The sequence below is a fragment of the Buttiauxella sp. BIGb0471 genome, assembly GCF_024807715.1.
In the GTDB taxonomy this organism is placed as follows: domain Bacteria; phylum Pseudomonadota; class Gammaproteobacteria; order Enterobacterales; family Enterobacteriaceae; genus Buttiauxella; species Buttiauxella agrestis.
Window position 1 is genome coordinate 247,392 of the sequence record NZ_JANUEU010000002.1, and the last position, 25,805, is coordinate 273,196.

The window sequence follows — 25,805 nt, forward strand, 5'->3', positions numbered from 1 at the left end:
TCTGAATGGATTACCGTAAAATAATCAAAGAAATAGGGCGCGGTAAAAACCATGCCCGCTCCCTGGATTTTGATACCGCTCGTGGCTTATACGCCCATATGCTCAGAGGCGAAGTACCTGAACTTGAACTTGGTGGCGTGTTGATTGCGTTGCGCATTAAAGGCGAAGGCGAGGAGGAAATGCTCGGCTTTTATGACGCGATGAAGCACCATGTCATCTCCCTGACTCCTCCGGTCAACAAGCCGATGCCGATTGTGATCCCTTCTTATAACGGCGCGCGTAAACAAGCCAACCTCACGCCATTATTAGCGATGTTACTTAACCGCCTCGGTTTTCCGGTGGTGGTGCATGGCGTCAGCCACGATCCCACTCGTGTATTAACTGAAACCATTTTTACGTTGATGGGCATTGAACCCACGCTTTATGCGGGCCAGGCGCAAGCCAAACTGGACTCGCATCATCCGGTCTATATCCCGATTAGTGCGCTTTGCCCGCCGATGGAAGATCAGCTCGCCATGCGCTGGCGTATGGGGGTGCGTAACAGTGCGCATACGCTCGCCAAACTGGCGACACCGTTTGAAGAAAGTGCCGCACTTCGTCTTGCCAGCGTTTCCCATCCTGAATATGTCCCGAAAGTGGCGAAGTTCTTTGCTGATATTGGCGGGCGTGGCCTGCTGATGCACGGAACAGAAGGGGAAGTTTATGCGAACCCGCAACGCTGCCCGCAGATCACGCTTATTGATAGTTTAGGATCACGTGTTGTGAGTGAACGTCAGACAGACGTCAATGAAGATGAAATCGTGTTGCCAGCGGGTAAAGATCCGGATGTGACCGCCCGTTGGATTGAGCGCTGTGTGGCGGGTGTTGAACCTATTCCGCAATCATTGAAAATACAAATGGCATGCTGTCTGATGGCGACGGGTGAGGTGGCTACGTTTGAAGAGGGTTTACTTCGCGTTAATCAGACATTCTGAATAGCTGAATGCAAAGCAAAAAAAAGCCCGCGGTAAATGGCCGCGGGCAACAAGGGTTAAAACAGGGTCAAGCAGGGTGGAGCATCGCTCCAAATATATGAGGGTAAATCAGGGCAATACCGCAGGGTTATTTATAGATAACCGCAGTACCGCTCATTTTGCCGTTGGTGTTAGCAGAAGTAATTGAGTACGCTTTCGCGCCAGCTTGCTCTGCTTTAGAAGCCAGTTGCGCTTCCAGGCCATCCAGAGTCGTTGCGTTATCAGCAGAAACCACACCGATTTTGTTCATGTTCTGTGCTTCAGATGGGCTGATAGATTGTGCAGCGAATGCGCCGAAAGAAAGAGTGGTCAGGGCGATGGCGGCTACAGCATATTTGATGGTTTTCATAGTATATTTCTCGCAGGTTATTCTGTTTAAGGTGACGTTGTTCCGTCGATGTGATTATGGTCACACTTTTAGGCAGAAGAATAAATCGAATAGAATTGACGGCCTTGTTCAAATTTTTTGAATTTAAGTTAAATCATTGAAATAAGTGATGATTAGCACGCGAATCATCATTCCGGATTGTGTGATCCAGATCCCGCTTCGCTTTCCGCATTTTTTGCTACTTTTTTTCATAAGTTAGAACTGGTCTGGCCTGCAATCGCTTGCGCGCTATTTTTACGATAATGTGTGGATTTGCTCTTTCCGCTGCGACACTTACTTTTATAATGAAGACCTTACTTAACTCATGATGAAGAGGTTCGATGGAGATCAAGCTGCACTCCAACGCCACCACCACGCCGCGTACCCGCAAATATATTCAAAGCTCTGACAAAACCGACAGTGAACTGGCGGAGGAGTTGAATATTTCTGTGGATACCGTCAGGCGCTGGCGTAAGCGAGATGACTGTTATGACAAATCTCATCGGCCTAATACCATTCATCGTGCGTTGAGCCATGAGCAGGAGGCGATGCTGGTCTTTCTGCGAGTACGTTTATCACTTTCCCTGGATGAGCTTGTGGAAGCCGCGCAATTGCTGGTCCAGCAGGGTATTTCGCGTGCTAGTGTCAGCAGAACATTGCAAAATTGGCAGCAATCCCGCCTCGCTAAACCTGATTTAAAGCAGCCGGTCGGACATTTGCGCCTTGATGTGTTTTCGCTTCCTGAAAGCATTAGCCATAAACACGGCTCGTTGCTGGCATTTAGCTGTCCGGTTTCAGGTTTATTGGCCGTAGCGCTTCGCGAGCGCGGTGAACAACAGTCGCTTGATGCTCTGGTCGGTTTTTTGCAGCAGGGTTTGCTATTGAAAGTAAAGTCATTAACGGCCTGTACTACCACGTTGACTCAACAACTGGCGCAAAAACTCGGGGTTCCATTGCATGAAGCCGAGCCAGAAGCCTGGCAGGAAAGAGCCGCGAGCGGTGAGTGGGCGCAAACGCTGGAACAGTTACTTAACGGTGAGCGTTACGATAAGCGCCTGGGTTTTGGCGCGGTTTTGCTGGAGTTTGAAGATTTGCTGAACAAGAGAATTATCCGCAGCCGACTAAAGAATCTCACCCCGGCTGCGTGGCTAAACTCCAAATAAATTGAGTTTAGCTTTTATTAATCAGGCTCAGCGCGTGGTCGAGGATCTTCTCTCCGTTTACCATGCCGTAATCCATCATATTTATGGTTTCAACACGCTTATTAAGCGGCGCGGCAATCTGTTTGCAGTCAGCAAGCTTATAGGCGATTTGCGGGCCAAGCAGTGCGCAGTCAAAAGCAGTAATCGCGTTTTTAAAATCGCTCATTCCTTTCGCCTGAATCTCGACTTCAAGCTGGCGTTTCACCGCCGCTTCCTGCATTCGTTTAACGACCAGACTGGTCGACATGCCTAAATCACATACCAGTAGAATCTTTTTCATTTGTCTTTCCTTTGCAGATGTCGAGTAAGAATTGCGTCAGTAACAGAGCAGGGCGGCCGCTGGCCTGGGTGAATTTACCCCGACTCAACGCGGTGCCGCTGACATCCAAATGCGCCCACGGCGACTGGTGGCAAAACTTACTTAAGAATTGGGCGGCGGATACCGCGATGGCCGCGTTATTCGGCGGTGTATTTGTGAGGTCGGCAATATGGCTTTTGACTTGTGAATCAAAGCTTTCGTCGAGCGGCAGCGACCAGATTCGGTCTTGCGTTAAATCGGCTGCCTGCTGCAATTGGTGGCTAAGGGGGGAATCATTACTCATCAGCCCGGAGATGTCATACCCCAGGGCTTTAACTACCGCTCCGGTCAGGGTGGCGACATCAATTAGCGCTGCCGGATTAAAGCGCGTTGAGGCGTAGCTCAGCGCATCCGCTAAAACCAGGCGACCTTCAGCATCGGTATTTATAATTTCGACGCTATGACCGGCGTGCGATTTGACCACATCACCCGGCAGCATGGCATTAACGCCAGGCATGTTTTCGGCCAACGCCATCACGGCGACGACATTAAGCGGAAGTTGCAGCGTTTTGACGATTTCCATCAGCCCGAACACCACGGCAGCACCACACATATCGTATTTCATGGTGCGCATTCCTTCGCCTTCTTTCAGCCACATCCCGCCGGTATCGAAGGTAATGCCTTTGCCGACAAACGCGTAATACGGTGCGTTTTCCGCGCCACCTTGCCAGCGCAGCGTTACCAGCCGGGGCGGGTTGTCGCTGCCTTTTCCTGTGGCATCAAGACAACCTAAACCCTGCTCGCGAATGGCGTGTTCATCAAGGATTTCACAGTGCGTTTGCGCATGCTCGCTCGCCCAGCTTTCAGCTTGTTGGGCCACATCATGCGGACGGCAGTCATTTGCCGGAGTGTCGGCCAGTTTGCGGGAAAGCAGCATACCTTGAGCAACTGCCTGCGTTTGCGCAGCCAGTTCTGACGATTGCGTGTTGTGTTCTGCCACCAGTAATAACAGTTGCCCGTGACTTTGCGCTTGCTGGGCGCGATATCCCAACTGCGGCAACTGATAGAAACGGTTCATCACTGCCACCAGGAAGGTGCGCAGGCGTGCAAAAACGACACGGTTTGCCAGGTCAAAACCTGAGATATCGACGGCGACAGGGTGTGAAAGCGGGCCTGGCAAAACGCTATTCAGGTATTCCGTTAACTGGCGCAGCACTTCATGACGCTCAATTTCTGCCGCAGATAAAAGCGTCAGTTGCAGGCATTTGCTGCTTAAACCGAAAGTGGTGGTTTGCGATTCACTGGAGAGCGCCATTTCATCCAGCAGCGGGCGCAGCGTTTGCGGCCACGCGTTGGCGTGAGCTTTCCACAGTATTAAATGCGCATCAGCCGGACATTGCGTAAGGGGAGTTAACTGGCATTTCATACGATCACCTCGGCGGTAATACGTTCGATATAGGCATCAAGCCATGCCTGATCTGCCGGGCGAATCAGCGTGTGTTTTCCTTCGCGGGTTGTCAAAAATACGGCTGGCGTTTGTGTGGTCGTGGCGACGGAAAACGAGAAGTTATCAATGGTCGTGGCTGCACCGTATTCACCACGGTTATTCATACACACCACCGACAAATCACCGGCGCGACCATAGCGGGCAATCAACTGGCTTTCCAGGTCGTAAACCGCCGATTCAGCCGCCTGTTGGGGTGACATTCCACGCCCCATTCGGCTGACGATTTCGTAGCTGATACAGCCTTTCATCAAATCTTCGCCAAGGCCGGTGGCGGTGGCGGCACCAATCTGGCTGTCGGCATAAAAACCGGAACCCGATACCGGTGAATCGCCCACGCGCCCAGGGCGTTTCATAAACAAGCCGCTGGTGGAGGTGGCGACGCACATCTGCTGATTTTGATCGAGCGTAATTACGCCAACGGTATCGTGGCCGGTATACGGGCTGAGGCCGCGATCCAACGTTTCACGTTTACGCTTGAGATAATGCTGATGGGCGCGATCGGTCAGCATTTTTTTGCGCTCAAAACCTTGCGCGAGCGCCCAGGTTTGCGCGCCTTCGCCGACCATAAAACTGTTGAAGCGCTCGCGGCTTAAGGCTTGTGCCACCAGAATCGGGTTAGCGATATCACGGATACTGGCCACCGCGCCGATGGCGAGCGTTGAACCGTCCATAAACGCAGCGTCCAGTTCAACCACACCTTGTTCGTTAGGTAAACCGCCGTAACCAACTGATTTATAAAATGGATAATCTTCAACGCACGTTACTGCACGAACCGCAGCGCCACTGGCGTCGTTGTTCCCTTGCAGTAACTGCGCGGCTTCACTGACCCCTTCCCAGGCCATACGCCAGGTCGCTATCACGCCCCAGTTTTTCGATAACGTCATGTTTTACTTACTCCGTGGCGGGTTTAGTGGTGGCAGAAATTTCCGGGGTTTCATTCGCCCGGTATTGCTTGTCCACGACTTTAAGGAACGGCAGATAGATGATGGCGCCAATCAACAGATTGATGAGCTGAATTACAGCGCCGCTGAGATGCCCGGTAACGATAAACCCGCTTAATACTGGCGGCAGCGTCCATGGGATATAGACCCCAGTGGTGGTGGCGACCCAACCGATCGACATGGCGGTGTATTGCACCGTTACGAGCACCAGCGGTACCAGGTTAAATGGGATGAGCATTATCGGGTTCATGATGACTGGCAGGCCAAACAGCACCGGCTCGTTAATGTTGAAGATGGAAGAACCGGCAGCGAGACGCGAAACATTCTTAATGTGTTGGCTGCGGGCAAATAACAGCATAGCAATCACCAGAGACAAGGTGGCTCCCGCGCCGCCCATCCAAATCATGTCGTAGAACTGCTCGGTGACAACATGCGGAGGCAGCAAACCTGCCTGCGTTGCGGTCAGGTTCTCCATCTGGTTTTCCATCCAGAATGGACGCAGGATGCCGTTGACCATCGAGCCTGAGTTAATCCCGACCGACCACAGGCTGGTAATGCTAAAGCAAGTAAATAACGCGCCAACATAAGAAGTCCCGAAGTGGCGAATTGGCGTAGCCAGCACTTCGTAAACAAACTGGTGAATAGTGTGGTAATCCGTGCGGGCGAATAGCACGCGAATCGCGAGCGCAATTACCAGAATCAGCAGCGATGGAATCAAAGCCGCGAACGATTTTTGTACCGCAGGTGGTACGCCATCCGGCATACGGATCACCCAGTTGCGGCTTAGCATCCAGGCAAATAATTCAGTGCTGGCAATCGCTCCGAGCATCGCGACAAACAAACCCTTTGAACCCAACCATTCCATCGGAATGAGGTTGCCAATTTCCTGGGTTTTAGCGAAGGGGGTAAGAATCAGGAAGCAGGAGAGAGACAAAATCCCGGCGGACATTTTGTCGATGTCATAGCGCTCCGCCAGACGATAAGCGACCAGGAAACTAATGAACACCGCCATAGTCGAGAAGATGGCATTAAACGGGATTTCGATAGTTGCAGACCAACCTTCACCAAAAATCGACGCCATAAACTGTTGATAGGCAGTGCTTGGGAAAGAGGAGATAACCAGCAGGATTGAACCGACAATAATAAAAGGCATAAACGAGATATACGCATCGCGAATGGCCCCGAGGTGGCGTTGTTGCGCCATTCTTCCGGCAAGTGGCATCAGCTTTGCTTCTATTGCGGCCATCAGGTTTTTCATTGTTACCGCTCCGTAAGGAATCACAAGAGACAATTCTTGTGTTGTATACAGTAGACATTGTTAGCGGCGAATAAAGTGAGTTAATTCACAGATGGTTAATAAAAGTATCAAGTGATTGCTTATGGTGAAGTTGGCTGTCGGATGACGCTGGCGCTTATCCGACCTACGCCGTTCCTGAAGGGTTTGTAGGGTGGATAAGCGCCAGCGTCATCCACCATAAGGCAGGATTTACATCAGTCCCAACAGCCGAGGAATAAACAGGGAAATCTCAGGGATGTAGGTAATCATCATCAGTGAGACAAACAGCGCGGCATAGAAGGGCAGCAACGGTTTGATCAGATTCTGAATTTTAACGCCCGTAATCGAGCAGCCGACAAACAGTGCGCTGCCAACCGGAGGAGTCAGCAAGCCGACGCACAAGTTAGCCACCATCATGATGCCGAAGTGAACCGGATCCATCCCCAAATCTTGCGCGATAGGCAGGAAGATTGGCGTGAAGATAAGTACCGCTGGCGTCATATCCATAAAGATGCCGACAATGAGCAGCACGATGTTGATAAGCAACAGAATCACCAGCGGGTTATCCGAGACACCCATCAGCGCATCGCTAATCATGTAGGGAATATCCGCGTTGGTCATGGCCCAGGACATGCCAACCGAGAAACCAATGAGCAGCAGAACAATCGAGGTTGTCACCACTGAATCAAGGATGAGTTTTGGTAAATCACGCCATTTCACTTCGCGATAGATAAGCACCGAAAGGACGAAGGTGTAAACCACCGCGATGGCTGAGGCTTCTGTCGCGGTGAATACGCCGCCCAGAATCCCGCCCATGACGATAATCACCAGCAACAGGCTTGGTAACGCGTCGAGGAACGCTTTTGCCGCTTGTGCGCAGGTTGGACGTGCAGATACCGGATAGCCGCGGCGCCGGGAGATAATCCAACACACCAGCATGATTGACAGGCCCATTAAGATGCCCGGCAAATAAACGGCCATAAATAACGATGCCACCGATACGCCACCCGCCGTCAGCGAGAACACAATCAGCACGTTAGAAGGCGGAATCAGCAGCCCGGTAATGCACGATGAAACGTTCACCGCCGTTGAAAACGCCGGGTCATAACCTTCTTTATTTTGAATCGGGGAAAGTGTTCCCCCTACGGCTGCGGCAGCGGCAACAGCCGAACCGGAGATGGAGCCAAACATCATATTCGCCAGGACGTTGACGTGGCCCAGAGAACCGGGAATACGGCCAACCATAATTTGTGCGAGATTAATTAAGCGGATGGCTATTCCACCGCTGTTCATCAGGGTTCCGGCAAAAATAAAAAACGGAATCGCCAGCAGCGCAAAGTTATCCAGGCCGTTGGCGAGACGCTGCGAAACAGTGATGACCGCCACATCCCACGGGAACATCAGCAACATAGAGGAAACGGTGGCAATCCCAATCGCAAACGAAATAGGCACCCCGATAAACACCAGAACGAAGAACGCACCAAATAAAGTGAGGGCGATATAAGTTTCCATTATTTCCCTTCCTTGCTGACCAGAGTGTGAGCGTCGGTCAGGATAAAATAGAGCGAGTAAAACATCATAATTGCCCCGCTTAATGGCAGCACAATGTAGACATAACCCATCGGGATTTGTAACGCCGCTGAGAGCTGCGAAGTGGCTAATGTTTTTTCAATCAGTTTCAGGCCACCGTTGACGATAACCGTCGCTGAAAACAGCAATATCAGCGAGTTGATAACGATGTTAAGCAGCGGTTTTTTATTATCTGGAAGCATCATCGATAGGAAATCGATGGAAAGATGGCGTTGTGCGCCAACGGTATAAGATGCGCCCAGCAGTCCCACCCAGATCATCAGAAAACGTGCCAGTTCATCGGTGAGGGTACTGGGTTGATTGAGGACGTAGCGGCTGAAAACCTGCCACACCACGCAGACGACCAGAGCAACCATCACCAGTACGGAAAAAGTGGCAATAGTCCGGTCTACCGCAAGCTTTATGGGCTTAAGTATCATGTTTGCATACCTGAAATTTAACCTGGAAGAGCGGGCGATGACTGATCACCCGCTGAAACTTACCGCTCTAAATCACTCAGCAGCGGATTCAAATTTAGCCAGCAACGCAGCCTGTTTAGGATCTTTGGCGAAGTCGTCATACAGCGGTTTTACTGCGGCGCGGAATGGGGCTTTATCAACGCTGACGATAGTCGCGCCCATGGCTTTAGCCTGAGCACGTGAGTCAGCATCGACTTTCTCCCAAAGCTTTTGTTGATACGCTTCGGAGTTTTTCGCCGCTTTCATCAGGATTTGCTGCTGTTCAGGTGACAGCTTTTGCCAGGTTTTCGTGGAGATAACGAGGAAGTCTGGGATGGAAGTATGTTCATCTTCAGAGAACACTTTAGCGATTTCGATATGGCGAGTCTGAACCCATGACGGCACGTTATTTTCTGCACCATCAACCACGCCTTGTTGCATCGCGGTATACACTTCACCGAATGAAATAGGAGTGGGTGAGCCGCCCATCAATTCAACCATTTTTAATGTTGTAGGGCTTGCCTGGACACGAATTTTAAGCCCTTTTAAATCTTCTGGTTTGGTAATCGGTTTTTTAGCATAGAAACTACGGGTGCCGGCAACATAGGCAGAAATACCGAAGAATCCTTTATCTTTCGTTGATTTCATAATTTCTTTGCCGACTTCACCAAACACCACGCGATTAAAATGCTGCTGGTCTTTAAATAAATACGGCAAATTATAAATAGCGTAAGTATTGTCAAAAGATTCCAAATCACTGGCCGAACCTTTCGTCATATCCAGCGCACCGTTTTGCAAAAGCTCCAGTGTTTCGCGCGCGCTGCCCATTTGGCTGCTTGGGTAAATACGAATACGCATATTACCATCAGAAAGTTGTTGTACCTCTTTGGCTAATTCTTCAAATGCCAGATGCACAACATGGCTACGCTCCAGGTTATGCGCCAGTTTTAAGGTGATTTTATCTGCGGCATTTGCGCCAGTGGCACATAAAGTCATCAGTGAGGCACAGAGTAATTGGCGAGGTAGAGTTAAAAATTTCATAAATAATGCTCCCTGCATAAAATATTAAGTGAGGATGAGAGATTGTTATTGCTGTATGACAGCTTATTGTATTTGTCCGATAACCAGGGTGTATCGAGGTCACATTTTTAATCGAATGGGATTGGTTTGGATCTTTTTTGTGCCCTTGCTCACCTTTCTGAATTTATTAATAAATGCAATTTTGTTTGCGAGGGTTATTAATTTCGGATTAAAGCGATGAATGCAAGGAAATACCGATGTTTTAATGCGGAATTACTATGGATTTTTATTAATGTGTTAATTAGAACTTAAACTTAACAATAAAATAACGGTCTCCTGTTGTGGAAACCGTTATTATTGGAACCCCTCAGGGGATTTCTTGAGACTATTTATAAATAGTCGCGGTGCCGAACATACGTTCATTACCGCTAGCCGAGTTAACAACAAAACCTTTTGCTCCTTCCTCTTTCGCTTTCTCTCCAAGTTTGGCTTGCAGATCATCAAGGCTTGAAGCGCCAGTGACAGAAACGGTTCCTGCCGGACGTAGTTGGCCTGTGTTCATATCACTCATTTCTTGGGCTGCCATGGAAGCAAACGGTAATGCCGCAAGGGTGACAACCGCAGAAAAATACAGCAATTTTTTCATAATCACATCCTCATCGCTTTTAGGGGTCGATTAAAAAACCATCAACACTGAAAGTGTAGGTCTAATGTGATAATTAAAAGACGCAAAAAATTGATGAACTCATGCTCATTTTTTGAACGACATTACTTGACGAAATTCTTACAAATCATATAGATACAGGCTTATGATTTTGTTAGTTTTATCGTGCGTCCGGGCGAATCAGATCGAAACGGTGCGTTTCATCAATGGTGTAATAAGCTGACGGGCCACCCGCGCGCAGCACAGGTTTCGCCAGCGCAGTCTGATAAATACCGTCTATCAACAAGGCTTCATCAATATGCACCGCGACGACTTCGCCCAGCACCAGCCAGCTATAAATCGCCGTACCGTCGGCACTCGTTAACTGAATGCATTGCGACAAACGGCATTCAAAGTTAACCGGGCTTTCAGCAACCCGACTGGCTTTAACTTTTTGACCAGGAACGGCAGTTAATCCGGCGCGGGCAAATTCATCTTCGCCGCGCGGAATGGACGCTGAGGTTTCATTCATCTGTTCCGCCAGTTCGCGTGTCGCAAGGTTCCAGACGAATTCTTTGGTGTCGAGAATATTTTGCACGCTGTCTTTCCAGCCGCTGCTGGCAAAACCAATAATCGGTGGGCGATAATTAAAACAATTAAAGAAGCTATACGGGGCCAGATTACGGTTCCCGTGGCTGTCATACGAAGCAATCCAGCCGATAGGGCGAGGGCCGATGATCGCGTTAAGCGGATCATGTGGTAAACCGTGGCCATCGGCCGGTTCATAGTAATAGCGTTTCACGGACATAAAACCTCTGCTTGCGTGATGAAATTGACGTGGCGTGTTTACGCCGCTGGCTTCACAGAGTATCTTACGCGCCCACACAAGGAGAAGCCGCAATGAAAACCTCTGCCACCACCAAACCGGGTCTGCACCCACGCAACCGCCATCGTAACCGTTATGATTTTCCGGCACTTGAACAAAGTAGCCCGGCGCTGAGCGCATTTTTACGCCCAGGCCCACACGGCGAAACGACTGTTGATTTTGCCGACCCACAGGCGGTGAAGGCATTGAATCAGGCGCTGCTGGCCCATTTCTACGGTGTGAAACATTGGGATATTCCAGAAGGTTTTCTTTGCCCGCCAGTTCCGGGTCGTGCTGATTATATTCACCATTTGGCCGATCTGCTGGCTGAAGGGAATGGCGGCGTTGTGCCTTCTCAGGCTTCTGTGTTGGATGTGGGCGTGGGCGCGAACTGCATTTATCCGCTTATCGGGCAGCATGAATACGGCTGGCGTTTTACCGGGACGGATGTTGACCCGGAAGCGATGCGCAGTGCGACCGCAATTATTGACGCTAATCCGGGGCTTTCGCGCCTGATTCGTGTGCGCCGCCAAAAAAATCCTGCGGCTATCTTGCCGGGCGTGATTCATAAGAATGAAATGTTTGATGCCACGTTGTGCAACCCGCCGTTCCATGATTCAGCGCAGGCGGCACGCAGCGGCAGCGAGCGTAAACGCGTTAACCTCGGCCAGGCTAAAGACGGCGCCCTGAATTTTGGTGGTCGTGAGCAAGAGTTGTGGTGCGAAGGTGGCGAAGTCGCTTTTGTTAGCCAGATGGCGAAAGAGAGCAAAGAATTTGGCCGCCAGGTGCAGTGGTTCACGTCATTGGTCTCCCGAGGCGAAAACCTGCCGTTGATTTATCGCGCGTTGCAGGAAGCGGGCGTAGAGAAAGTGGTGAAGAAAGAGATGGCCCAGGGGCAGAAACAGAGTCGTTTCATTGCCTGGACCTTTATGAACGACGCACAACGCGCTCGTTGGGCCGCTACGCGTTATAAATAGTCATACCGTAGGATTTGCTGGTGGCAGCGTTCCCGCTGCTGCCTGCGCGTCCTGTAGCGCCTGAGCGGCATCGGCACCCGGTTGCATCACTTGCACCGTTTGTACTGGCGGGCGAATGCCTGCCGCATCAAAGTGCTTTTTCACCATCCCATCTAAAGCAAATCGCACCGACCACTGCTTCAGCGGCTGGGTTGTGAACGACACGCGCACCGTAAACGCCTGATTAGTCAGCCCGACAATCCCGGCAAACGACGGTTCACCAATCACCAGTTTGCGAATATCTTCCTGCTCCATCAGTTCATGCACCGCTTCTTTCAGAATACGGTTGGCTTTGTCGACATCCTCCTGCCGGTCTACGTCATAGTTGGCGACAAACGAACCAATGCCGCGCACAAAGTTGGCGAACGTGGTTATCGATGACCACGGAATGATGTGATACGCCCCGGTATCCTGGCGCACACCAACCGAACGAATTGACATGCGCTCAACGCTGCCGGTAATCGGCCCGATAGTGACTAAATCTCCAGTGTTCATCCCATTTTCAAACTGAATAAACACCCCGGTAATAATGTCTTTGACCAACGTTTGCGCCCCGAAACTGATGGCTAACCCCAGAGCGCCAGCCCCGGCGAGTAACGGTGCGATATTCACCCCAATTTCTGACAGTAAAATCATAATGGTTATGGTGCTGATAACGACCGCCAGCGCGTTACGGAACAAGGTAAGCAGCGTGCGGGTACGTGCGCTGGGCATCGGGCGACCATGAATATCAGACGCCAGGCGGTTTTCAATCAGGCTTGCCAGCAACGTCCAGCCAACGGCTGAGAACAGCAAAATCAACACAATGCGGATGATAATGTCGATAGTCTTCTCACCGGCACCGTTGGTGAGCCATGCCCACATATCAAACAATCCCCAGGCATTGAGCAGCATCATCACGGCAACGCACACGGTCAGAATACGCGCCAGTTTCAACAGCGCTGAAATCCAGCCATTCAGCCGTTTTTGCAGTTCCGGGTAATTGCGCTGAACCTGTGGTGAAAGCGAGATGGTTTTCGCCAGCCAGCGTGACAGCATTCCTGAGATAAACGCAGCAATACTGATAATCGCCAGACTATGCAGAGAAGCCGCCATCATCCATTTGAGGCTGTTACCAGGATCGAATAGCGAGAAGAAGAACAACACCACAAAGTAAGCGCTCGCCAGCCAGTGCCAGACCAGCGCGAAAGCGCGAATAAACAGGCTGAAAAACGCCATCGAGCGGTCAGCCAGTTGAATCAGGCTTTGTTGGATATGGCGTTTATTGGTGAATATCAGATACAGCGCCCAAAGCATAATGCACAGCATTATCAAAACATTGGTTATCGCGCCGACTTGTACGTTGACCTGGTTGGAGATAATCGGCACCGCGACCAGAATGCCGTAGCCAATCAGGCTGCTTAAACCAGCAAGGCGGATATTCCAGTATCGCGCGTTCTGGTCACTGACCGGGAAGGGACGTAAATCGGGGAAACGCGGGCAGAATATTAATCGCAATATCGCTTTGAAGAATTCTATTAACGCAAAGGCATTGAGAAATAGCCCCTGCTGGCGGGCGATGGTGCGACTGCCTGCGTTCATCATGTCGCTAAATATTTGTCCGACGAAAATCGTTAATGCCAGGAGCAGTAAGTCGATGATAAATGCGCCAATGATCATCAGCGGCAGATGGAACCAGCTCGAGCGGTCGCGATTCTTTTTGCGCCCCCATTTGCCCATGCGCGTCCAGACCGGCGTCATACAGCTGCGAATCAACAAATAGAAAGCGAAAACGCTGACGGCGAGCATCGTAAAATGCGTGAGTGCGTTATAGAAAGTCTGTGGATTAAACGACTTATGCGGAGCACCGGTAATATTGCGGTGCAGTTGAGCAAAACGCTGGGCTAATTCACCGCCGTAATGGCGACTGACATCGGTGACATTTTCGAGAACCGTTTTGTCGTCGCTTAGTTGCTCTGGTGGAACGATAGCGGGCACCGGCTCAGGCGGCGGCGTGGCGGCGACTTTGCGCAACTGAGCAATTAACTCGTTGCGTGATTGCGAGTTATCCAGCACATCGGCCAGCGCGGAATAGGCTTTCTTTTTTTCTTCAAGATTAGGTTCGGCGGGTGGGGCGGTAGAGTTTTGTTGAGCGGCGACGGCGGCAGCCGGGAGAGTCACGGCCTGCGTTTGAAAGCTAAACATGCACAGTAGGAGCAAGAGTAGCGGCACGGCGTTCCTCCGGACTGAAAGTCAGACAAAGGAATAATTATAGAGGGCAGGGAGAAGGCGGCGAGAAAACGGGAATTATCTGGTGTGAACGTTGGACTGATGTCGGATGACGCTGCGCTTATCCGACCTACGCCGGGATTGGTTTTGTAGGGGGGATAAGCCGTAGGCGTCATCCACCAACTTTAAAGCGGCGGGGTCGCATTCGCTTACCCGCCCTGGACGTTATTTTAAGAAACGTGCTGCAAGAATTCCTGTAAACGCTGGCTTGGCGGGTTCTCAATCAACTCTAGCGGGTTGCCATCTTCAGCAATGCGGCCCTTATCAATAAAGATCAGGCGCGATGCGACTTTGGCAGCAAAACCAACTTCGTGAGTCACGATAACCATCGTCATGCCTTCTTCGGCCAGATCCTGCATAACTTTCAGAACTTCATGGCGCAGTTCCGGGTCAAGTGCAGATGTTGGCTCATCGAACAGCATCATTTTCGGCTTAACTGCCAGCGCACGGGCAATAGCCACACGCTGTTGCTGGCCGCCGGAAAGCTCTGAAGGATAGTGATGCGCACGCTCGGCGAGGCCCACTTTTGCCAGCAGTTCTTTAGCCAGTTTATCGGCCGCGTCTTTTTTCAAACCACGGACACGAATCGGGCCAAAGGCGACGTTTTCCAGCGCAGTCAGGTGTGGGAACAGATAAAACTGTTGGAACACCATGCCTGCTTCCTGACGAATCAGGCGTTCATCAACTTTCGGATCGTTTACTTTCAGACCATCAACGAACAGGTCGCCGCTGGTGATATCTTCAAGTTTGTTAATGCAGCGCAGCAGCGTGGATTTACCCGAACCAGACGGCCCGATAATAACGACGACTTCACCTTGTTTAATATCGAGATCGATATTGTGCAGCACCTGGGTTTTGCCAAAGTGCTTAGAAACATTTTTAAATTCAATCACAGGATTTTCATCCTTCTTTCAAGGCGACGCAGCACGAAGCTCAGCACCAAAGTAATAATCAGATAGAAGACCGCAACGGCGCTCCAGATCTCCAGCGCACGGAAGTTTCCGGCAATAATTTCTTGCCCCTGACGGGTCAATTCAGCCACACCGATAACGATGAACAGCGACGTATCTTTGATACTGATAATCCACTGGTTGCCCAATGGCGGCAGCATACGACGCAGCGCCAGCGGCATAATCACGTGGCGAATAGTTTCACGCTTAGACAAGCCCAATGCCAGGCCTGCTTCCTGAAAACCTTTATGAATCGACAGCACCGCACCACGGGTAATTTCCGCAATGTACGCGCCGGAGTTGATCATAATCGTTACGACGGCGGCGCTGAACGGGTCAATGCGCAGGTCGTTAAAGGCCATTGGCAGGGCAAAGTAAATAAACATGACCTGCACCACAATTGGCGTACCGCGAATCACTTCAATGAATACTAATGCGATGTGGTTGGCAATCCAGCCGCCGTAAGTACGGGCGAAGCCTGCGACCAGACCAATTATCAGACCGCCGCAAAGCCCGAGGACCGAAATCCACAAGGTCATTTTGGCGCCTTCAATTAAAAGCGGGATTGCAGGCCAAATGGCACTCCAGTCGAACTCCATGATTAATTCCTATATGTTACCGTGGTTCAAAAATAGCAGGGGCGAAAGTCGCCCCTGAGGTCTTACTTAAATCATTTTAGAGTTATTATTTTGGCTCAGTGCCGAACCATTTTTTGTAGATTTCGTTGTATGTGCCGTTCTCTTTCAGGGTTTTTAGCGCGCCGTTAACTTTAGTGCGTAGGTCGTCGCTACCTTTAGGGAAGGCGATACCATACTGCTGTGCTTCAAGAGAATCGCCCACGGCTTTGAATTTGCCCTGGCCCGCAGTCTTGATGAAGTACAGGATGTTTGGTGTGTCGTGCAGAACAGCGTCAGCACGGTTAGTGCCCAGTTCCATATAGGCGTTGTCGATGTTCGGGAACTGGCGCAGGTCTTTAGTTTTGATATTCGCTTTCGCGTAATCAACAGAACCGGTGCCGCCCTTAACAGCAACAACTTTACCATCAAGGTCTTTCACGCTTTTTACGCTGTCGTTGTCGGCTTTAACCATCACCAACAGGCCGCTTTTGTAGTAGCCATCAGAGAATTCGATCGCTTTTTTACGTTCTTCGGTGATGGTGATACCCGCCAGCGCGAGGTCAATGTTTTTGGTTTGCAGCGCAGGAATGATGCCGCTGAAATCCATAGGCTTAAGGGTGTAATCCAGTTTTAATTCTTTTGCTACGGCATCCCACAAATCGATATCAAAGCCGACGTACTTATCGCCTTGTTTAAACTCGAAAGGAACAAATGCGGTGTCGGTCGCAACGACCAGTTTCTTATCAGCGGCGTGGGAAGAAACCGCAAAAGCCAGAGTGAGTGCAGCCAGTGAAACTTTCAAAATCGACTTCATAGCATTTCCTTGTTTATCCATGGGGCAATCCCCTGCATCAGTAAGCCGCAGCATGGAAGAATCGTGCCAGATCTACAACATACTGTTTTGCAAGGATGTGAATTTGTAACATTGCACAAAAATGGTTGCAAGCCAGTTGCAATGCACTGTTGTGGTGCCCAATTTTGGTGCGAGATTGCGTGAGTAAGACCGATGTTTAGTTTTACCGCAGTTTAAGGTGGTAAAACAATCATCCGTTAACGATTGTGTGAAGTGATTATTACAAATGAGTAACTTATGCGGCAGGGATAAACAATTACGTGCGCTAAAATGGTGCAGGCATCCTCCCGAAAACGGGAGGATGAGATAACAATTTAATCCCCGGACAGGGATTTAAATGGCCATTAATCGATATTTGATTCGATAAACCACAGGAATTTATCCAGATCGCGTGAAGCGGCAGTCAGGATGTCTGCGGTATCTTCATCTTTAGCTTCGCTGATAGCTTTACGCACATCGTTTGCCACAATCGCGTAACGATCGGCCAACTCTTTCAGGTGATCCTGAACGCTGTGGATGTCCAGCGGATAGCTTTTTAATGGCGTTTTGCTGTTAATGACCTGGGTGGTACCGAGAGCCACGCCTCCGAGTTGAACGGCGCGTTCTGCCATGGTGTCAAGATGGTCGGTAAGAGCTGTGCGGAACCCGTCCAGCATTTCATGAACGGCAATAAAGTTTGCACCACGCATGTTCCAGTGCGCTTGCTTGGTAATCAACGACAAATCAATGAACTGAATAACCTGGCGATTAAGCAGCTCAACGGTGGCTTTCTTTTCGCTGTCTGCAACATCATTACGGGTATGCAGTAAGGTAGTAGATTTGGTTTTTACCAGTTTAGCGGTAGTCATAATCTTTCGTCCTCTTGATGTTATGTCCAATGAATTACCGGAAATAAGTATAGCACCGGTTTTAATTCTTGTTGGAGCAGATAATACCTATCAGATTAATAGCAGAGTCCGGATGGATTTTAGTAACTCATTGTTAGTAAATTACTTTATATTATTTATGACGAGGTGTAACGATAATAAACAGAAGATGTGCTGTGAATGGGAATTATTTTTATTTAAATCTAAGAGTAATCCTGAATATAAAGTCTTGATCGGTGATGAATATTTACCGTGATCGCAATAACCACGGTAAATAATGAGGAGAATTAATTTACGTCAACGCTGGTAATCTGCGGTTCGCGCTTAATCGTCAGGGTTGAGCCGATGGAAGCCGCGATGATGGAGAGCAGCGCCAGCCATTGCACCAGGGTCAGATGCTCACCGAGGAACAACATGCCAGACAACGCTGCAAGCCCCGGCTCCATGCTCATTAATGTGCCAAATGTGCGTGTTGGTAAGCGGGTCAATGCAATCATTTCAAGCGAGTAGGGAAGTGCTGTAGACAAAATAGCTACACCCAGGCCGAGCGGTAAAAGCGACCAATGCCAGAGCGCTTCACCAGCTTGCCATGCTCCAATCGGTACAAAAATAACGGCAGCAATCAGTGAACCGAAGGCAACCGTTGCTGGGCCATGGTCAGCACCTGCTTTTTGACCAAACAGAATATAAATCGCCCAGCAAGCCCCGGCGCCCAGTGCAAAAGCGGCACCGGTTAAATCGACGCTCGAAATAGATTGCCCCAGAGGCAACAAGAACCACAGTCCCAGCACGGCCAGAATCACCCACAAAAAATCCACTGCGCGTCGGGAAGAGAACAACGCGACGGCAAGCGGGCCTGTGAATTCCAGGGCAACGGCAATGCCCAACGGCACCGTCTGAATAGACAAATAGAAGAGGTAGTTCATCCCACCGAGCGCCAGTCCATACATTAATAATGGGAAGCGTTGTTCGGCTTTAAAGCGTAATCGCCAGGGTTTAAAAATCACTACCAGAATCAACGTACCCAAGGTCAGACGCAGCGCGGTTACGCCCGGCGCCCCAACCAGCGGGAAGAGGGATTTGGCAAGGGATGCACCGCTTTGAATGGAAGTCATGGCAATCAAAAGCACGACAATGGGTAACCAAATGGGGGTTTTACGTGGCGATAAGGGCATCCTGCTTCCTGTCAGTCAAAGTCTGGTTTGGTCAAGAAATTAAAAGTAGCCCCAGTGTAATTGATTAACTTATGACTGGTTGAGAATTCATTGAAAAAAATAATGGCGTGATGCAGTAACATAACTGTGTGATTGCATAAGATTTGTTCAAATATGTTTAAGAATTATCTGGATGACGATGTTGCAATTTATGCCAATAATTGTCTCGGTTTATGGCAAAAAGGCTATGAATTGAAGGAGCTATGATGTAATGGAAATGTTCTGTTACATGAAAGGATTCCTTAGACAACATAAATGTCGCAGAGTTTCTTACACAATTTTGATATATTAAAAACTTAGAAGTTACTTGAAGCACATTTGAGGTGGTTTATGAAAAAAATTGCATGTCTTTCAGCACTGGCTTGTGTTCTGGCCGTTTCCGTTGGTACCGCATCTGCAACTAGCACCGTAACCGGTGGCTACGCACAAAGCGATATGCAGGGCGTTGCTAACAAAGCTGGCGGTTTCAACTTGAAATACCGTTACGAAAACGACACTCAGCTGGGTTACATCGCTTCTTTCACTCACACTGAGAAAAGCAACACCGAAGATGGCGTTTACAGCAAAGGCCAATACTACGGCATCACTGCAGGTCCTGCTTTCCGCATCAACGACTGGGCTAGCATCTACGGTGTAGTCGGTGTTGGTTACGGTAAAGCACTGGCAACCGCATACCCGGACAAAGATTCTTCTAGCGATTACGGGTTCTCTTACGGTGCTGGTCTGCAGTTCAACCCAATCGAAAACGTTGCTCTTGACGTTTCCTACGAGCAGAGCCGCATCCGTAACGTTGATGTTGGCACCTGGATCGCAGGCGTGGGTTACCGCTTCTAATTTCACTCTTTAATCGAGTGAAAAAAAATCCGCCTCTCGGGGCGGATTTTTTATGCGCTGAATTTGAGTTAACGCGTTTGCGTTTCAAACACATCCGTCTGCAAATGAGTATAGTCCACCTTCTTGAGCTTAAAGTTGGTGATATAGATAGGCCCCGCTTTTTGCTCAGAGATGAACTTGTATTTCGGCGTTAACTCTTTGGTTTTAATCCCGGTCCACGCTGAGAAGAAGTTCAGGAAATCATTGGCTGAACGGCGTGCTTTAATCTGACGATGCGCGGTATCATCGCTTGAAAGCACCATAAACGGCACCTGGAAGTTTTGCTGGAACTCGTCATCATGTGCCAGATATTGCACATCGGTGCCACGTTCTTTGAACGCCAGTCCGTGGTCTGAAAAATAAACCATCGAGAAACTGTCACCGGTATTTTTCAGTTGCTGATAGAGCTGTTTGAGCAAATCGTCGGTCTGCGTCATGGTATACAGATAACAAGATGTCTCTTTCGACTGCACAAAATCTTTGTATTTGCCCTGAGTCCGGTCGCAGGCCTGCGGATGCGAACCCATCAAGTGCAGCACAATTAATTGCGGGGTAGTGTGCTGGGTGGCAAACACCTGCGCGGTCATCTTTAATAATGCTTCGTCACGGGTATTTTTATCCGCTTCAAAATCACCATTTTTCAAAAAATGCACTTCATCCGCACGCTTGGCGATGCTGGCAATTGCGGTATCGTATTCACCGATTTGCCCCTGATTTGAGAACCACCATGTCTGGAAACCAGCACGGTTGGCGAGGGTGATAATGCTGTCCTGATATTGCGGTTTGCCATCAATAACCCGGTTGAGCGTCATCCCCAATGATTTTTGCGTTGAACCACTGGCGGCAACATAATCCATAAATAAGTTGCCATTGACCTGGCTGGCGAATGGCGTGTTATCCCAGTGACCACCGAAAGCGCCAAGAGCATCACGCCGTGCGCTCTCACCAATCACCACCACATAAGTGTGATATTTAGGTTTTACCGCCAGCACATTCCAGGTGTCCTTCATCTGAGCGAAGGCCTGCATCCGCGTCTGTTCGTCGATTACTTCCTGGTTATTGACCACCACATCTTTGACGAAGCGGAACACCGGATAACCGGAATCTTTGAATTTAAATACGCCACCGTAAGCCAGGTTTTGCACCGGAGCCACAAAGAAACAAACCACGCTGACAACCAGACATAAACTGTCGAAATGACACCAGTTTCTTTTCTTCGGCGCGACTTTACGACGCACGGCAATAATGCCAAGCGCCAGAATAAATACCGACACCAAATAGCTGTACCACGGGAAGATAGTCATCAATTCCGTGGATTCTTCGAAGTTGGTCGAATGCAGGGCCAGCAGGGTATTAAAGTTGGGCGAACCGTAGGCCTGACCAAACGGGAAATACATCGCGGCTATCAAACTACAAATTGCCAGCAAACCCTTCTGGAATTTAGGCGCGCTGCGCCAAAGCAGCAGCAATACGCAGCTAAAAGCCACCGCATACAGAATGCTAAATTCATAACCGAGAGCGAAGTTAATCAGCAAAGACTGAAGGAAATAAAAGCCAGTCCACGGATTGAGCGCAATTGCGCGGGTCGTCAGGGTTTCTTTAACCGTTAAATTCATGTTTACCGAGATCTACTAAACGCCATGCGAAAACCCTGGCGACGAGGGTAAGAACCTGCCTGACAGACGGAAAAGAAGGGGAACTGGACCGCATCTGCGAGCCGCTTCATGTGCAGGGCTGCAAGAAGATAGAGCGGTACGATAAGAAGATCAACTGATAAGAGAAATGTGTTTTGCGAAGCAGGTAACAAAACCGACAAATGGTAGGGTTAAAGTGCGACCAAACGGTAATTTCAGGGAATCTAATGAAAGGAAAAGCTAACAGCTGGAATAGCTGACGCGAGTCAGACTCAGGGTGAAGAAGGCAGGGCGGCTGCCTATGACTTCGGTTTTTCACCCTGCTGTGGTTTGCCTGAAACCCAATCACATAACATATTGAGCAGCATCAGCCGCACTTGAAACGGGGAATGTGTAAACACGCTCATGCACCTCTTAAATTCATTCATCTTGTCCTCCTAATAACATCTGCTGCCTTCAATTCCTTTTAAGGCTGACTGCATTACATACAGATATAGCACAGGCTATATTGTATAGCTATTGCTAATTCGTTAAATTTTTGTGCTTGGGTGATGCTGGTTTACAATGGGGCCAAAGCTCGTCATCGGACGATGCCGCACCCCTGCATGAGGAAGCATCATGAGCCGTACGCCAGGCCAAAAAAATAAACAAAAAATGACGCAGTTGGTAAACGTTGAAGAGCATGTCGAAGGCTTTCGGCAGGTGCGGGAAGCGCATCGCCGTGAATTGATTGATGACTACGTTGAGCTGATTTCTGATTTGATTCGTGAAGTGGGGGAAGTCCGCCAGGTTGATATGGCGGCAAGGCTTGGCGTCTCTCAGCCAACGGTTGCTAAAATGTTAAAAAGACTCGCCTCGGTGGGGCTTATTGAACAAATTCCATGGCGCGGCGTATTTCTGACGGCAGAAGGCGAGAAGCTGGCGCAAATGAGCCGTGAGCGTCATCAAATCGTTGAAAACTTTTTTCTCGCACTGGGCATCAGCCCTGAAACGGCCAGAATTGACGCCGAAGGTGTTGAGCACCACGTGAGTGAAGAAACGCTGGAAGCCTTCCGCTTGTTTAGCGAGCAGCGGGGATTTAAGTAGCAATGTTACTGAACCTGGTGCGCCCGTTTGCTCGCGATCGCTTTCTTCATCTATTGCTTATCGTGGGCGTTATTCTGAGTTTTGCCGCGCCTTTTCAGCCGCAGCATTGGGTTCATGCCATTGACTGGCACACTATCATTACGCTTGCGGGTTTAATGATGTTGACCAAAGGCGTGGAACTGAGCGGTTATTTCGATGTGCTGGGCCGCCGCATGGTGAAGCGGTTTGATAATGAACGAACGCTGGCGATATTCCTGGTCAGCGCTGCGGCATTACTTTCAACGTTTCTGACTAACGACGTCGCGCTGTTTATTATCGTGCCGCTGACTATCACGCTGAAAAAATTGTGTGCGATACCGATTAATCGTCTCATCATATTTGAGGCTTTAGCGGTCAACGCAGGTTCGATGCTCACGCCCATTGGCAACCCGCAAAATATTTTGCTGTGGGGACGTTCGGGATTATCGTTCGGTGAATTTACCTGGCAAATGGTGCCGCTGGCGCTGGCGATAATGTTCAGCTTGTTGGTGCTCTGCTGGTTCTGTTTTCCGCATAAAAAGCTCACGTATCACACTCACGATAAACTTCATGACTGGCAGCCGCGTCTGGTGATGAGTTGCGTCGCGTTCTACATCATCTTTATCGTCGCCCTGGAATTAAAGCAGGAAATATGGGGACTGGCCGTGGTGGCTGTAGGCTTTTTACTGCTGGCAAGGCGCGTATTGCTGAGTATCGACTGGAGTCTATTGCTGGTATTTATGGTGATGTTTATCGACGTCTACCTGATCACACAGCTTCCGGTGTTACAACAGACTTTAGCGGGAATAAATCAACTCCCGTCCAGTGGGTTATTTGCGTTAGGAATCGGTCTATCGCAGGTTATCAGTAATGTTCCCTCGACCATTTTATTACTGAATTACGTTCCTGCTTCCCTGTTACTCGCCTTTGCAGTCAACATCGGTGGTTTTGGGTTATTGCCGGGATCGCTGGCGAATTTGATTGCATTACGCATGGCAAATGACCGCCGCATCTGGATTCGCTTCCACTATTATTCACTGCCAATGCTGTTATGGTCGGCCCTGCTGGGCTACGGTATTTTGCTGTTGCTTAAGCAATTATAAAAGAAGGGGCTTTTCAGCCCCTGATTCAATATTACGCGTTAAACGGCGCTTCTTTTTTCAGCGCTCGCTCAATCACATTCAACACACTTTGTTCATTGCAGTGCCCGGTCTGATAAGCGGCGATTTGCTTAATTTTTTCCGGCGCATTCGCCATCGCGAACCCATATTTTGCCTGGCGTAGCATTTCGATATCGTTCCCGCCATCGCCAAACGTCACCACTTCGCTGTCATCAATGCCCCATTTTTCCTGTAATATTCGCAAGCCATTCGCTTTGTGAACACCGGGGATAATCAGGTCAATCGAGCCATGGCCGCTGGTGACCGGCACCATAATTCCGTCTAATTGCGCAGCCAGAGAATCCATGGTGTCATCTAATAAATTATCTGGCAGATTCAGGGCGAATTTAAAGAACACGTCATCCAGATTTGAGAAGTTTTCGACCACTTCCAGGCGGTGATAATAACTGCGCGCCATTTTGATAAACGCATCATCATAGCTTTTCAGGGTGTAGCCGTTGCGTTTGCCACAAGCGATGATATCCACATGCGGCAACGTCAAAAGATGATCGATGACGGTGTTGAATTCCTGCTTTGTCAGCTCACCGTTAAAGGTATCTTTGCCTTCGCTGACCACCCAGCCGCCATTATCGGCAACGAAAGAAATCTCGTGGGCGATCTCCGGGAAGAATGAAATGAGCTGGTAATATTGGTTGCCGCTGGCGACCACAAATCGAATGCCTTGATCTTTCATCTGCGCATAAAGCTCCGCAAAACGCGCACGGTTGTAATCTTTATTATCGTCCAGGAACGTACCATCCATGTCGACGGCAATTAATTTCACACTCATCGAACTCTCCCTTCAAGCGAATTGGTCACAAGATCGGTTGGTTTAGCGACGGCTTTCGCAACCAGTGCGGCGACCACCATTAAACTCAATACCACTAACATAGCCAGGCGCAGGCCGTAATGTTCGCCTAAGAAGCCCAACAACGGCGGGCCAACTAAAAACGCGATATAGCCTGAAGCCGCAACCACACTGACGCGAGTTGCCGGATCCGGGCCGGTATCGCCCGCTGCGGAAATGGTTAATGGGAAACCGAGAGAGGTTCCCAGTCCCCATAAAATAACGGAAATACCAGCCACAAAGGTGTTATCCACAAAGATGATTAAGCCGATGCCTAAAATCCCCATCATTGCGCAGGCGCGAACCACGGCTACACGGCTGTAGCGATCGATAAACCAGCCGCCGGTAAAACGCCCGACCGTCATGCCCAGCGTGAAACCGACATAAATCATTGAACCTGAGGTTGGGCTAAACCCATGGCCATCGACCATCAGCAGTGGCAGCCAGTCGTTGGCAGAACCTTCAGCAAACGCCATTGCCAGTACAATCGTGCCAATTAAAATCAGCTGTAAATCTTTATAAAAGGGCGGATGAGGTTCGTGCCCATTATCAGTATTAGCATCGGCATTATTTTTCCCGACACCGTGTGGGATTGCAGTAATAGCAATAACAATCGGGGTGATAACCACCAGGCCAATCACTAAAAGATGCCCATACGCGGTGACGTTCAGGGCGGTCAGACTCATGCCAATTCCCGCGCCTGCTAATGTGCCGAGGCTATAAAAGCCGTGCATCATGGGTAATACGGTCTTTTTTAGCAGCCCTTCAACAATTGCGCCTTCGACGTTCATTGCCACTTCAGCCGAACCCAGTCCCGCCCCGAGGATTGCCAGGCCAGTTGCGAACAGAACTGGAGACGCCAGGAACAGCGCGGCGCCCATCACCAGCATGCCAGTGACCATCAGCGTCATGCCGCTGCGAATAATATTGCGCGTACCAAAACGTTTAACCAGCCAGCCTGAACATAAAATGCCGCTCATCGAACCAATCGACAGGCCAAATAGCACGATACCCATACCGGCAGTTGAAACGCTGAGTGTGTCACGAATGGCTGGAGTACGGGTGGCCCAGGAGGCCATGACGAGGCCGGGCAGGAAGAAAAAGGCGAACAGCGCCCAGGTGCGACGTTGAGTCGCTTTGCGATGACTAATGGCGGCAGGCATGGAAGTACCGGTTGGCGGCGAATGGAAATTACACTAGCAAGTTTGTGTACATTTGTACACATTGCCTGGTAAACTCTTTTG

Annotated in this window: 26 protein-coding genes; 6 read left to right on the plus strand and 20 right to left on the minus strand. The window is 49.7% G+C overall.

Annotated features, from left to right (window positions below; all coding sequences use genetic code 11):
* Positions 1–5 precede the first annotated feature (5 nt).
* On the plus strand, positions 6–974 hold the full coding sequence (gene ybiB / locus M2371_RS07680; protein ID WP_259267384.1) for a DNA-binding protein YbiB: 969 nt from the start codon (positions 6–8) through the stop codon (positions 972–974).
* Positions 975–1,101: 127 nt separating this feature from the next.
* Here the strand turns inward: ybiB and ybiJ are convergent, their stop codons facing one another.
* Complete coding sequence (ybiJ, locus tag M2371_RS07685) at positions 1,102–1,362, minus strand: DUF1471 family protein YbiJ (protein ID WP_034494209.1); 261 nt, start codon at positions 1,360–1,362, stop codon at positions 1,102–1,104.
* A 359-nt stretch (positions 1,363–1,721) separates the two neighbouring features.
* On the opposite strand from ybiJ, the gene M2371_RS07690 reads away from it, so the two are divergent.
* A complete protein-coding gene (locus M2371_RS07690) occupies positions 1,722–2,543 on the plus strand; it encodes a helix-turn-helix domain-containing protein (protein WP_259267385.1) in 822 nt (273 codons plus the stop codon).
* A 7-nt stretch (positions 2,544–2,550) separates the two neighbouring features.
* Here the strand turns inward: M2371_RS07690 and M2371_RS07695 are convergent, their stop codons facing one another.
* From M2371_RS07695 to M2371_RS07735, 9 genes are all read right to left on the minus strand, one after another.
* Positions 2,551–2,862: a PTS sugar transporter subunit IIB gene (locus M2371_RS07695; RefSeq protein WP_172895096.1), complete on the minus strand. Its 312-nt coding sequence runs from the start codon at positions 2,860–2,862 to the stop codon at positions 2,551–2,553.
* Entirely contained in the window at positions 2,837–4,306 is a 1,470-nt protein-coding gene (locus tag M2371_RS07700) for a leucyl aminopeptidase (RefSeq protein WP_259267386.1), read from the minus strand. Before M2371_RS07700 ends, M2371_RS07695 begins: the two co-directional genes overlap by 26 nt.
* Positions 4,303–5,271: a N(4)-(beta-N-acetylglucosaminyl)-L-asparaginase gene (locus M2371_RS07705; RefSeq protein WP_259267387.1), complete on the minus strand. Its 969-nt coding sequence runs from the start codon at positions 5,269–5,271 to the stop codon at positions 4,303–4,305. The genes M2371_RS07700 and M2371_RS07705 overlap by 4 nt, the downstream gene beginning before the upstream one ends.
* Before the next feature lie 7 nt (positions 5,272–5,278).
* The gene (celB, locus tag M2371_RS07710; RefSeq protein ID WP_259267388.1) at positions 5,279–6,586 is read right to left on the minus strand and encodes a PTS cellobiose transporter subunit IIC; all 1,308 of its coding nucleotides are present in this window, start codon (positions 6,584–6,586) and stop codon (positions 5,279–5,281) included.
* A gap of 228 nt (positions 6,587–6,814) precedes the next feature.
* Positions 6,815–8,116, minus strand: coding sequence for a TRAP transporter large permease (locus M2371_RS07715; protein WP_259267389.1), 1,302 nt, complete (start codon positions 8,114–8,116; stop codon positions 6,815–6,817).
* A complete protein-coding gene (locus M2371_RS07720) occupies positions 8,116–8,613 on the minus strand; it encodes a TRAP transporter small permease (protein WP_259267390.1) in 498 nt (165 codons plus the stop codon). The genes M2371_RS07715 and M2371_RS07720 overlap by 1 nt, the downstream gene beginning before the upstream one ends.
* Positions 8,614–8,685: 72 nt before the next feature.
* A complete protein-coding gene (locus M2371_RS07725) occupies positions 8,686–9,672 on the minus strand; it encodes a TRAP transporter substrate-binding protein (protein ID WP_259267391.1) in 987 nt (328 codons plus the stop codon).
* 364 nt (positions 9,673–10,036) lie between these two features.
* Positions 10,037–10,297: a DUF1471 family periplasmic protein McbA gene (mcbA, locus tag M2371_RS07730; RefSeq protein ID WP_172895089.1), complete on the minus strand. Its 261-nt coding sequence runs from the start codon at positions 10,295–10,297 to the stop codon at positions 10,037–10,039.
* 178 nt (positions 10,298–10,475) lie between these two features.
* Positions 10,476–11,102, minus strand: a complete 627-nt coding sequence (locus tag M2371_RS07735) for a flavin reductase family protein (protein ID WP_259267392.1) — start codon at positions 11,100–11,102, stop codon at positions 10,476–10,478.
* A 92-nt stretch (positions 11,103–11,194) separates the two neighbouring features.
* Between M2371_RS07735 and rlmF the strand changes: the two genes are divergently transcribed.
* Positions 11,195–12,136 (plus strand): 23S rRNA (adenine(1618)-N(6))-methyltransferase RlmF, encoded by a 942-nt coding sequence (rlmF, locus tag M2371_RS07740; protein WP_259267393.1) that lies wholly within the window; start codon positions 11,195–11,197, stop codon positions 12,134–12,136.
* Here rlmF and ybiO read toward each other — a convergent pair whose 3' ends face one another.
* The 6 genes from ybiO to rhtA all read right to left on the minus strand — a co-directional run bounded on the left by ybiO (position 12,137) and on the right by rhtA (position 18,904).
* Positions 12,137–14,386 carry a mechanosensitive channel protein gene (ybiO, locus tag M2371_RS07745; RefSeq protein WP_259267394.1) on the minus strand — a complete coding sequence of 750 codons (2,250 nt, stop codon included), beginning with the start codon at positions 14,384–14,386 and terminating at the stop codon, positions 12,137–12,139.
* Between the two features lie 227 nt (positions 14,387–14,613).
* Complete coding sequence (gene glnQ / locus M2371_RS07750; protein ID WP_034494230.1) at positions 14,614–15,336, minus strand: glutamine ABC transporter ATP-binding protein GlnQ; 723 nt, start codon at positions 15,334–15,336, stop codon at positions 14,614–14,616.
* A complete protein-coding gene (gene glnP / locus M2371_RS07755; RefSeq protein WP_034494231.1) occupies positions 15,333–15,992 on the minus strand; it encodes a glutamine ABC transporter permease GlnP in 660 nt (219 codons plus the stop codon). The genes glnQ and glnP overlap by 4 nt, the downstream gene beginning before the upstream one ends.
* Positions 15,993–16,077: 85 nt before the next feature.
* Positions 16,078–16,824, minus strand: coding sequence for a glutamine ABC transporter substrate-binding protein GlnH (gene glnH / locus M2371_RS07760; protein WP_259267395.1), 747 nt, complete (start codon positions 16,822–16,824; stop codon positions 16,078–16,080).
* Positions 16,825–17,207: 383 nt separating this feature from the next.
* Positions 17,208–17,711: a DNA starvation/stationary phase protection protein Dps gene (dps, locus tag M2371_RS07765; RefSeq protein ID WP_115629909.1), complete on the minus strand. Its 504-nt coding sequence runs from the start codon at positions 17,709–17,711 to the stop codon at positions 17,208–17,210.
* Positions 17,712–18,016: 305 nt separating this feature from the next.
* A complete protein-coding gene (gene rhtA / locus M2371_RS07770; RefSeq protein ID WP_259267396.1) occupies positions 18,017–18,904 on the minus strand; it encodes a threonine/homoserine exporter RhtA in 888 nt (295 codons plus the stop codon).
* Between the two features lie 369 nt (positions 18,905–19,273).
* Between rhtA and ompX the strand changes: the two genes are divergently transcribed.
* Positions 19,274–19,777 carry an outer membrane protein OmpX gene (ompX, locus tag M2371_RS07775; protein WP_172895080.1) on the plus strand — a complete coding sequence of 168 codons (504 nt, stop codon included), beginning with the start codon at positions 19,274–19,276 and terminating at the stop codon, positions 19,775–19,777.
* Positions 19,778–19,845: 68 nt separating this feature from the next.
* On the opposite strand, the gene M2371_RS07780 is transcribed toward ompX, so the two are convergent.
* Both M2371_RS07780 and mntS read right to left on the minus strand, forming a co-directional pair.
* A complete protein-coding gene (locus tag M2371_RS07780; protein WP_034494238.1) occupies positions 19,846–21,432 on the minus strand; it encodes a phosphoethanolamine transferase in 1,587 nt (528 codons plus the stop codon).
* Positions 21,433–21,749: 317 nt separating this feature from the next.
* Complete coding sequence (gene mntS, locus M2371_RS07785; protein WP_034456469.1) at positions 21,750–21,878, minus strand: manganase accumulation protein MntS; 129 nt, start codon at positions 21,876–21,878, stop codon at positions 21,750–21,752.
* A gap of 190 nt (positions 21,879–22,068) precedes the next feature.
* On the opposite strand from mntS, the gene mntR reads away from it, so the two are divergent.
* Together mntR and M2371_RS07795 are read left to right on the plus strand one after the other, a co-directional pair.
* Positions 22,069–22,536, plus strand: a complete 468-nt coding sequence (gene mntR, locus M2371_RS07790; protein WP_259267397.1) for a manganese-binding transcriptional regulator MntR — start codon at positions 22,069–22,071, stop codon at positions 22,534–22,536.
* Positions 22,537–22,538: 2 nt separating this feature from the next.
* On the plus strand, positions 22,539–23,657 hold the full coding sequence (locus M2371_RS07795; protein ID WP_172895075.1) for an SLC13 family permease: 1,119 nt from the start codon (positions 22,539–22,541) through the stop codon (positions 23,655–23,657).
* 31 nt (positions 23,658–23,688) lie between these two features.
* Here the strand turns inward: M2371_RS07795 and M2371_RS07800 are convergent, their stop codons facing one another.
* Positions 23,689–24,504: a Cof-type HAD-IIB family hydrolase gene (locus M2371_RS07800; protein WP_259267398.1), complete on the minus strand. Its 816-nt coding sequence runs from the start codon at positions 24,502–24,504 to the stop codon at positions 23,689–23,691.
* Positions 24,501–25,724 carry an MFS transporter gene (locus tag M2371_RS07805; RefSeq protein ID WP_259267399.1) on the minus strand — a complete coding sequence of 408 codons (1,224 nt, stop codon included), beginning with the start codon at positions 25,722–25,724 and terminating at the stop codon, positions 24,501–24,503. Before M2371_RS07805 ends, M2371_RS07800 begins: the two co-directional genes overlap by 4 nt.
* Positions 25,725–25,805: the final 81 nt, after the last annotated feature.

Bases quoted from the DNA above. Each gene is read 5' to 3' on its own strand.
- ybiB (WP_259267384.1), top strand. From the start codon at position 6: ATGGATTACCGTAAAATAATCAAAGAAATAGGGCGCGGTAAAAACCAT.
- ybiJ (WP_034494209.1), bottom strand. From the start codon at position 1,362: ATGAAAACCATCAAATATGCTGTAGCCGCCATCGCCCTGACCACTCTT.
- M2371_RS07690 (WP_259267385.1), top strand. From the start codon at position 1,722: ATGGAGATCAAGCTGCACTCCAACGCCACCACCACGCCGCGTACCCGC.
- M2371_RS07695 (WP_172895096.1), bottom strand. From the start codon at position 2,862: ATGAAAAAGATTCTACTGGTATGTGATTTAGGCATGTCGACCAGTCTG.
- M2371_RS07700 (WP_259267386.1), bottom strand. From the start codon at position 4,306: ATGAAATGCCAGTTAACTCCCCTTACGCAATGTCCGGCTGATGCGCAT.
- M2371_RS07705 (WP_259267387.1), bottom strand. From the start codon at position 5,271: ATGACGTTATCGAAAAACTGGGGCGTGATAGCGACCTGGCGTATGGCC.
- celB (WP_259267388.1), bottom strand. From the start codon at position 6,586: ATGAAAAACCTGATGGCCGCAATAGAAGCAAAGCTGATGCCACTTGCC.
- M2371_RS07715 (WP_259267389.1), bottom strand. From the start codon at position 8,116: ATGGAAACTTATATCGCCCTCACTTTATTTGGTGCGTTCTTCGTTCTG.
- M2371_RS07720 (WP_259267390.1), bottom strand. From the start codon at position 8,613: ATGATACTTAAGCCCATAAAGCTTGCGGTAGACCGGACTATTGCCACT.
- M2371_RS07725 (WP_259267391.1), bottom strand. From the start codon at position 9,672: ATGAAATTTTTAACTCTACCTCGCCAATTACTCTGTGCCTCACTGATG.
- mcbA (WP_172895089.1), bottom strand. From the start codon at position 10,297: ATGAAAAAATTGCTGTATTTTTCTGCGGTTGTCACCCTTGCGGCATTA.
- M2371_RS07735 (WP_259267392.1), bottom strand. From the start codon at position 11,102: ATGTCCGTGAAACGCTATTACTATGAACCGGCCGATGGCCACGGTTTA.
- rlmF (WP_259267393.1), top strand. From the start codon at position 11,195: ATGAAAACCTCTGCCACCACCAAACCGGGTCTGCACCCACGCAACCGC.
- glnP (WP_034494231.1), bottom strand. From the start codon at position 15,992: ATGGAGTTCGACTGGAGTGCCATTTGGCCTGCAATCCCGCTTTTAATT.
- glnH (WP_259267395.1), bottom strand. From the start codon at position 16,824: ATGAAGTCGATTTTGAAAGTTTCACTGGCTGCACTCACTCTGGCTTTT.
- dps (WP_115629909.1), bottom strand. From the start codon at position 17,711: ATGACTACCGCTAAACTGGTAAAAACCAAATCTACTACCTTACTGCAT.
- rhtA (WP_259267396.1), bottom strand. From the start codon at position 18,904: ATGCCCTTATCGCCACGTAAAACCCCCATTTGGTTACCCATTGTCGTG.
- ompX (WP_172895080.1), top strand. From the start codon at position 19,274: ATGAAAAAAATTGCATGTCTTTCAGCACTGGCTTGTGTTCTGGCCGTT.
- M2371_RS07780 (WP_034494238.1), bottom strand. From the start codon at position 21,432: ATGAATTTAACGGTTAAAGAAACCCTGACGACCCGCGCAATTGCGCTC.
- mntS (WP_034456469.1), bottom strand. From the start codon at position 21,878: ATGAATGAATTTAAGAGGTGCATGAGCGTGTTTACACATTCCCCGTTT.
- mntR (WP_259267397.1), top strand. From the start codon at position 22,069: ATGAGCCGTACGCCAGGCCAAAAAAATAAACAAAAAATGACGCAGTTG.
- M2371_RS07795 (WP_172895075.1), top strand. From the start codon at position 22,539: ATGTTACTGAACCTGGTGCGCCCGTTTGCTCGCGATCGCTTTCTTCAT.
- M2371_RS07800 (WP_259267398.1), bottom strand. From the start codon at position 24,504: ATGAGTGTGAAATTAATTGCCGTCGACATGGATGGTACGTTCCTGGAC.
- M2371_RS07805 (WP_259267399.1), bottom strand. From the start codon at position 25,724: ATGCCTGCCGCCATTAGTCATCGCAAAGCGACTCAACGTCGCACCTGG.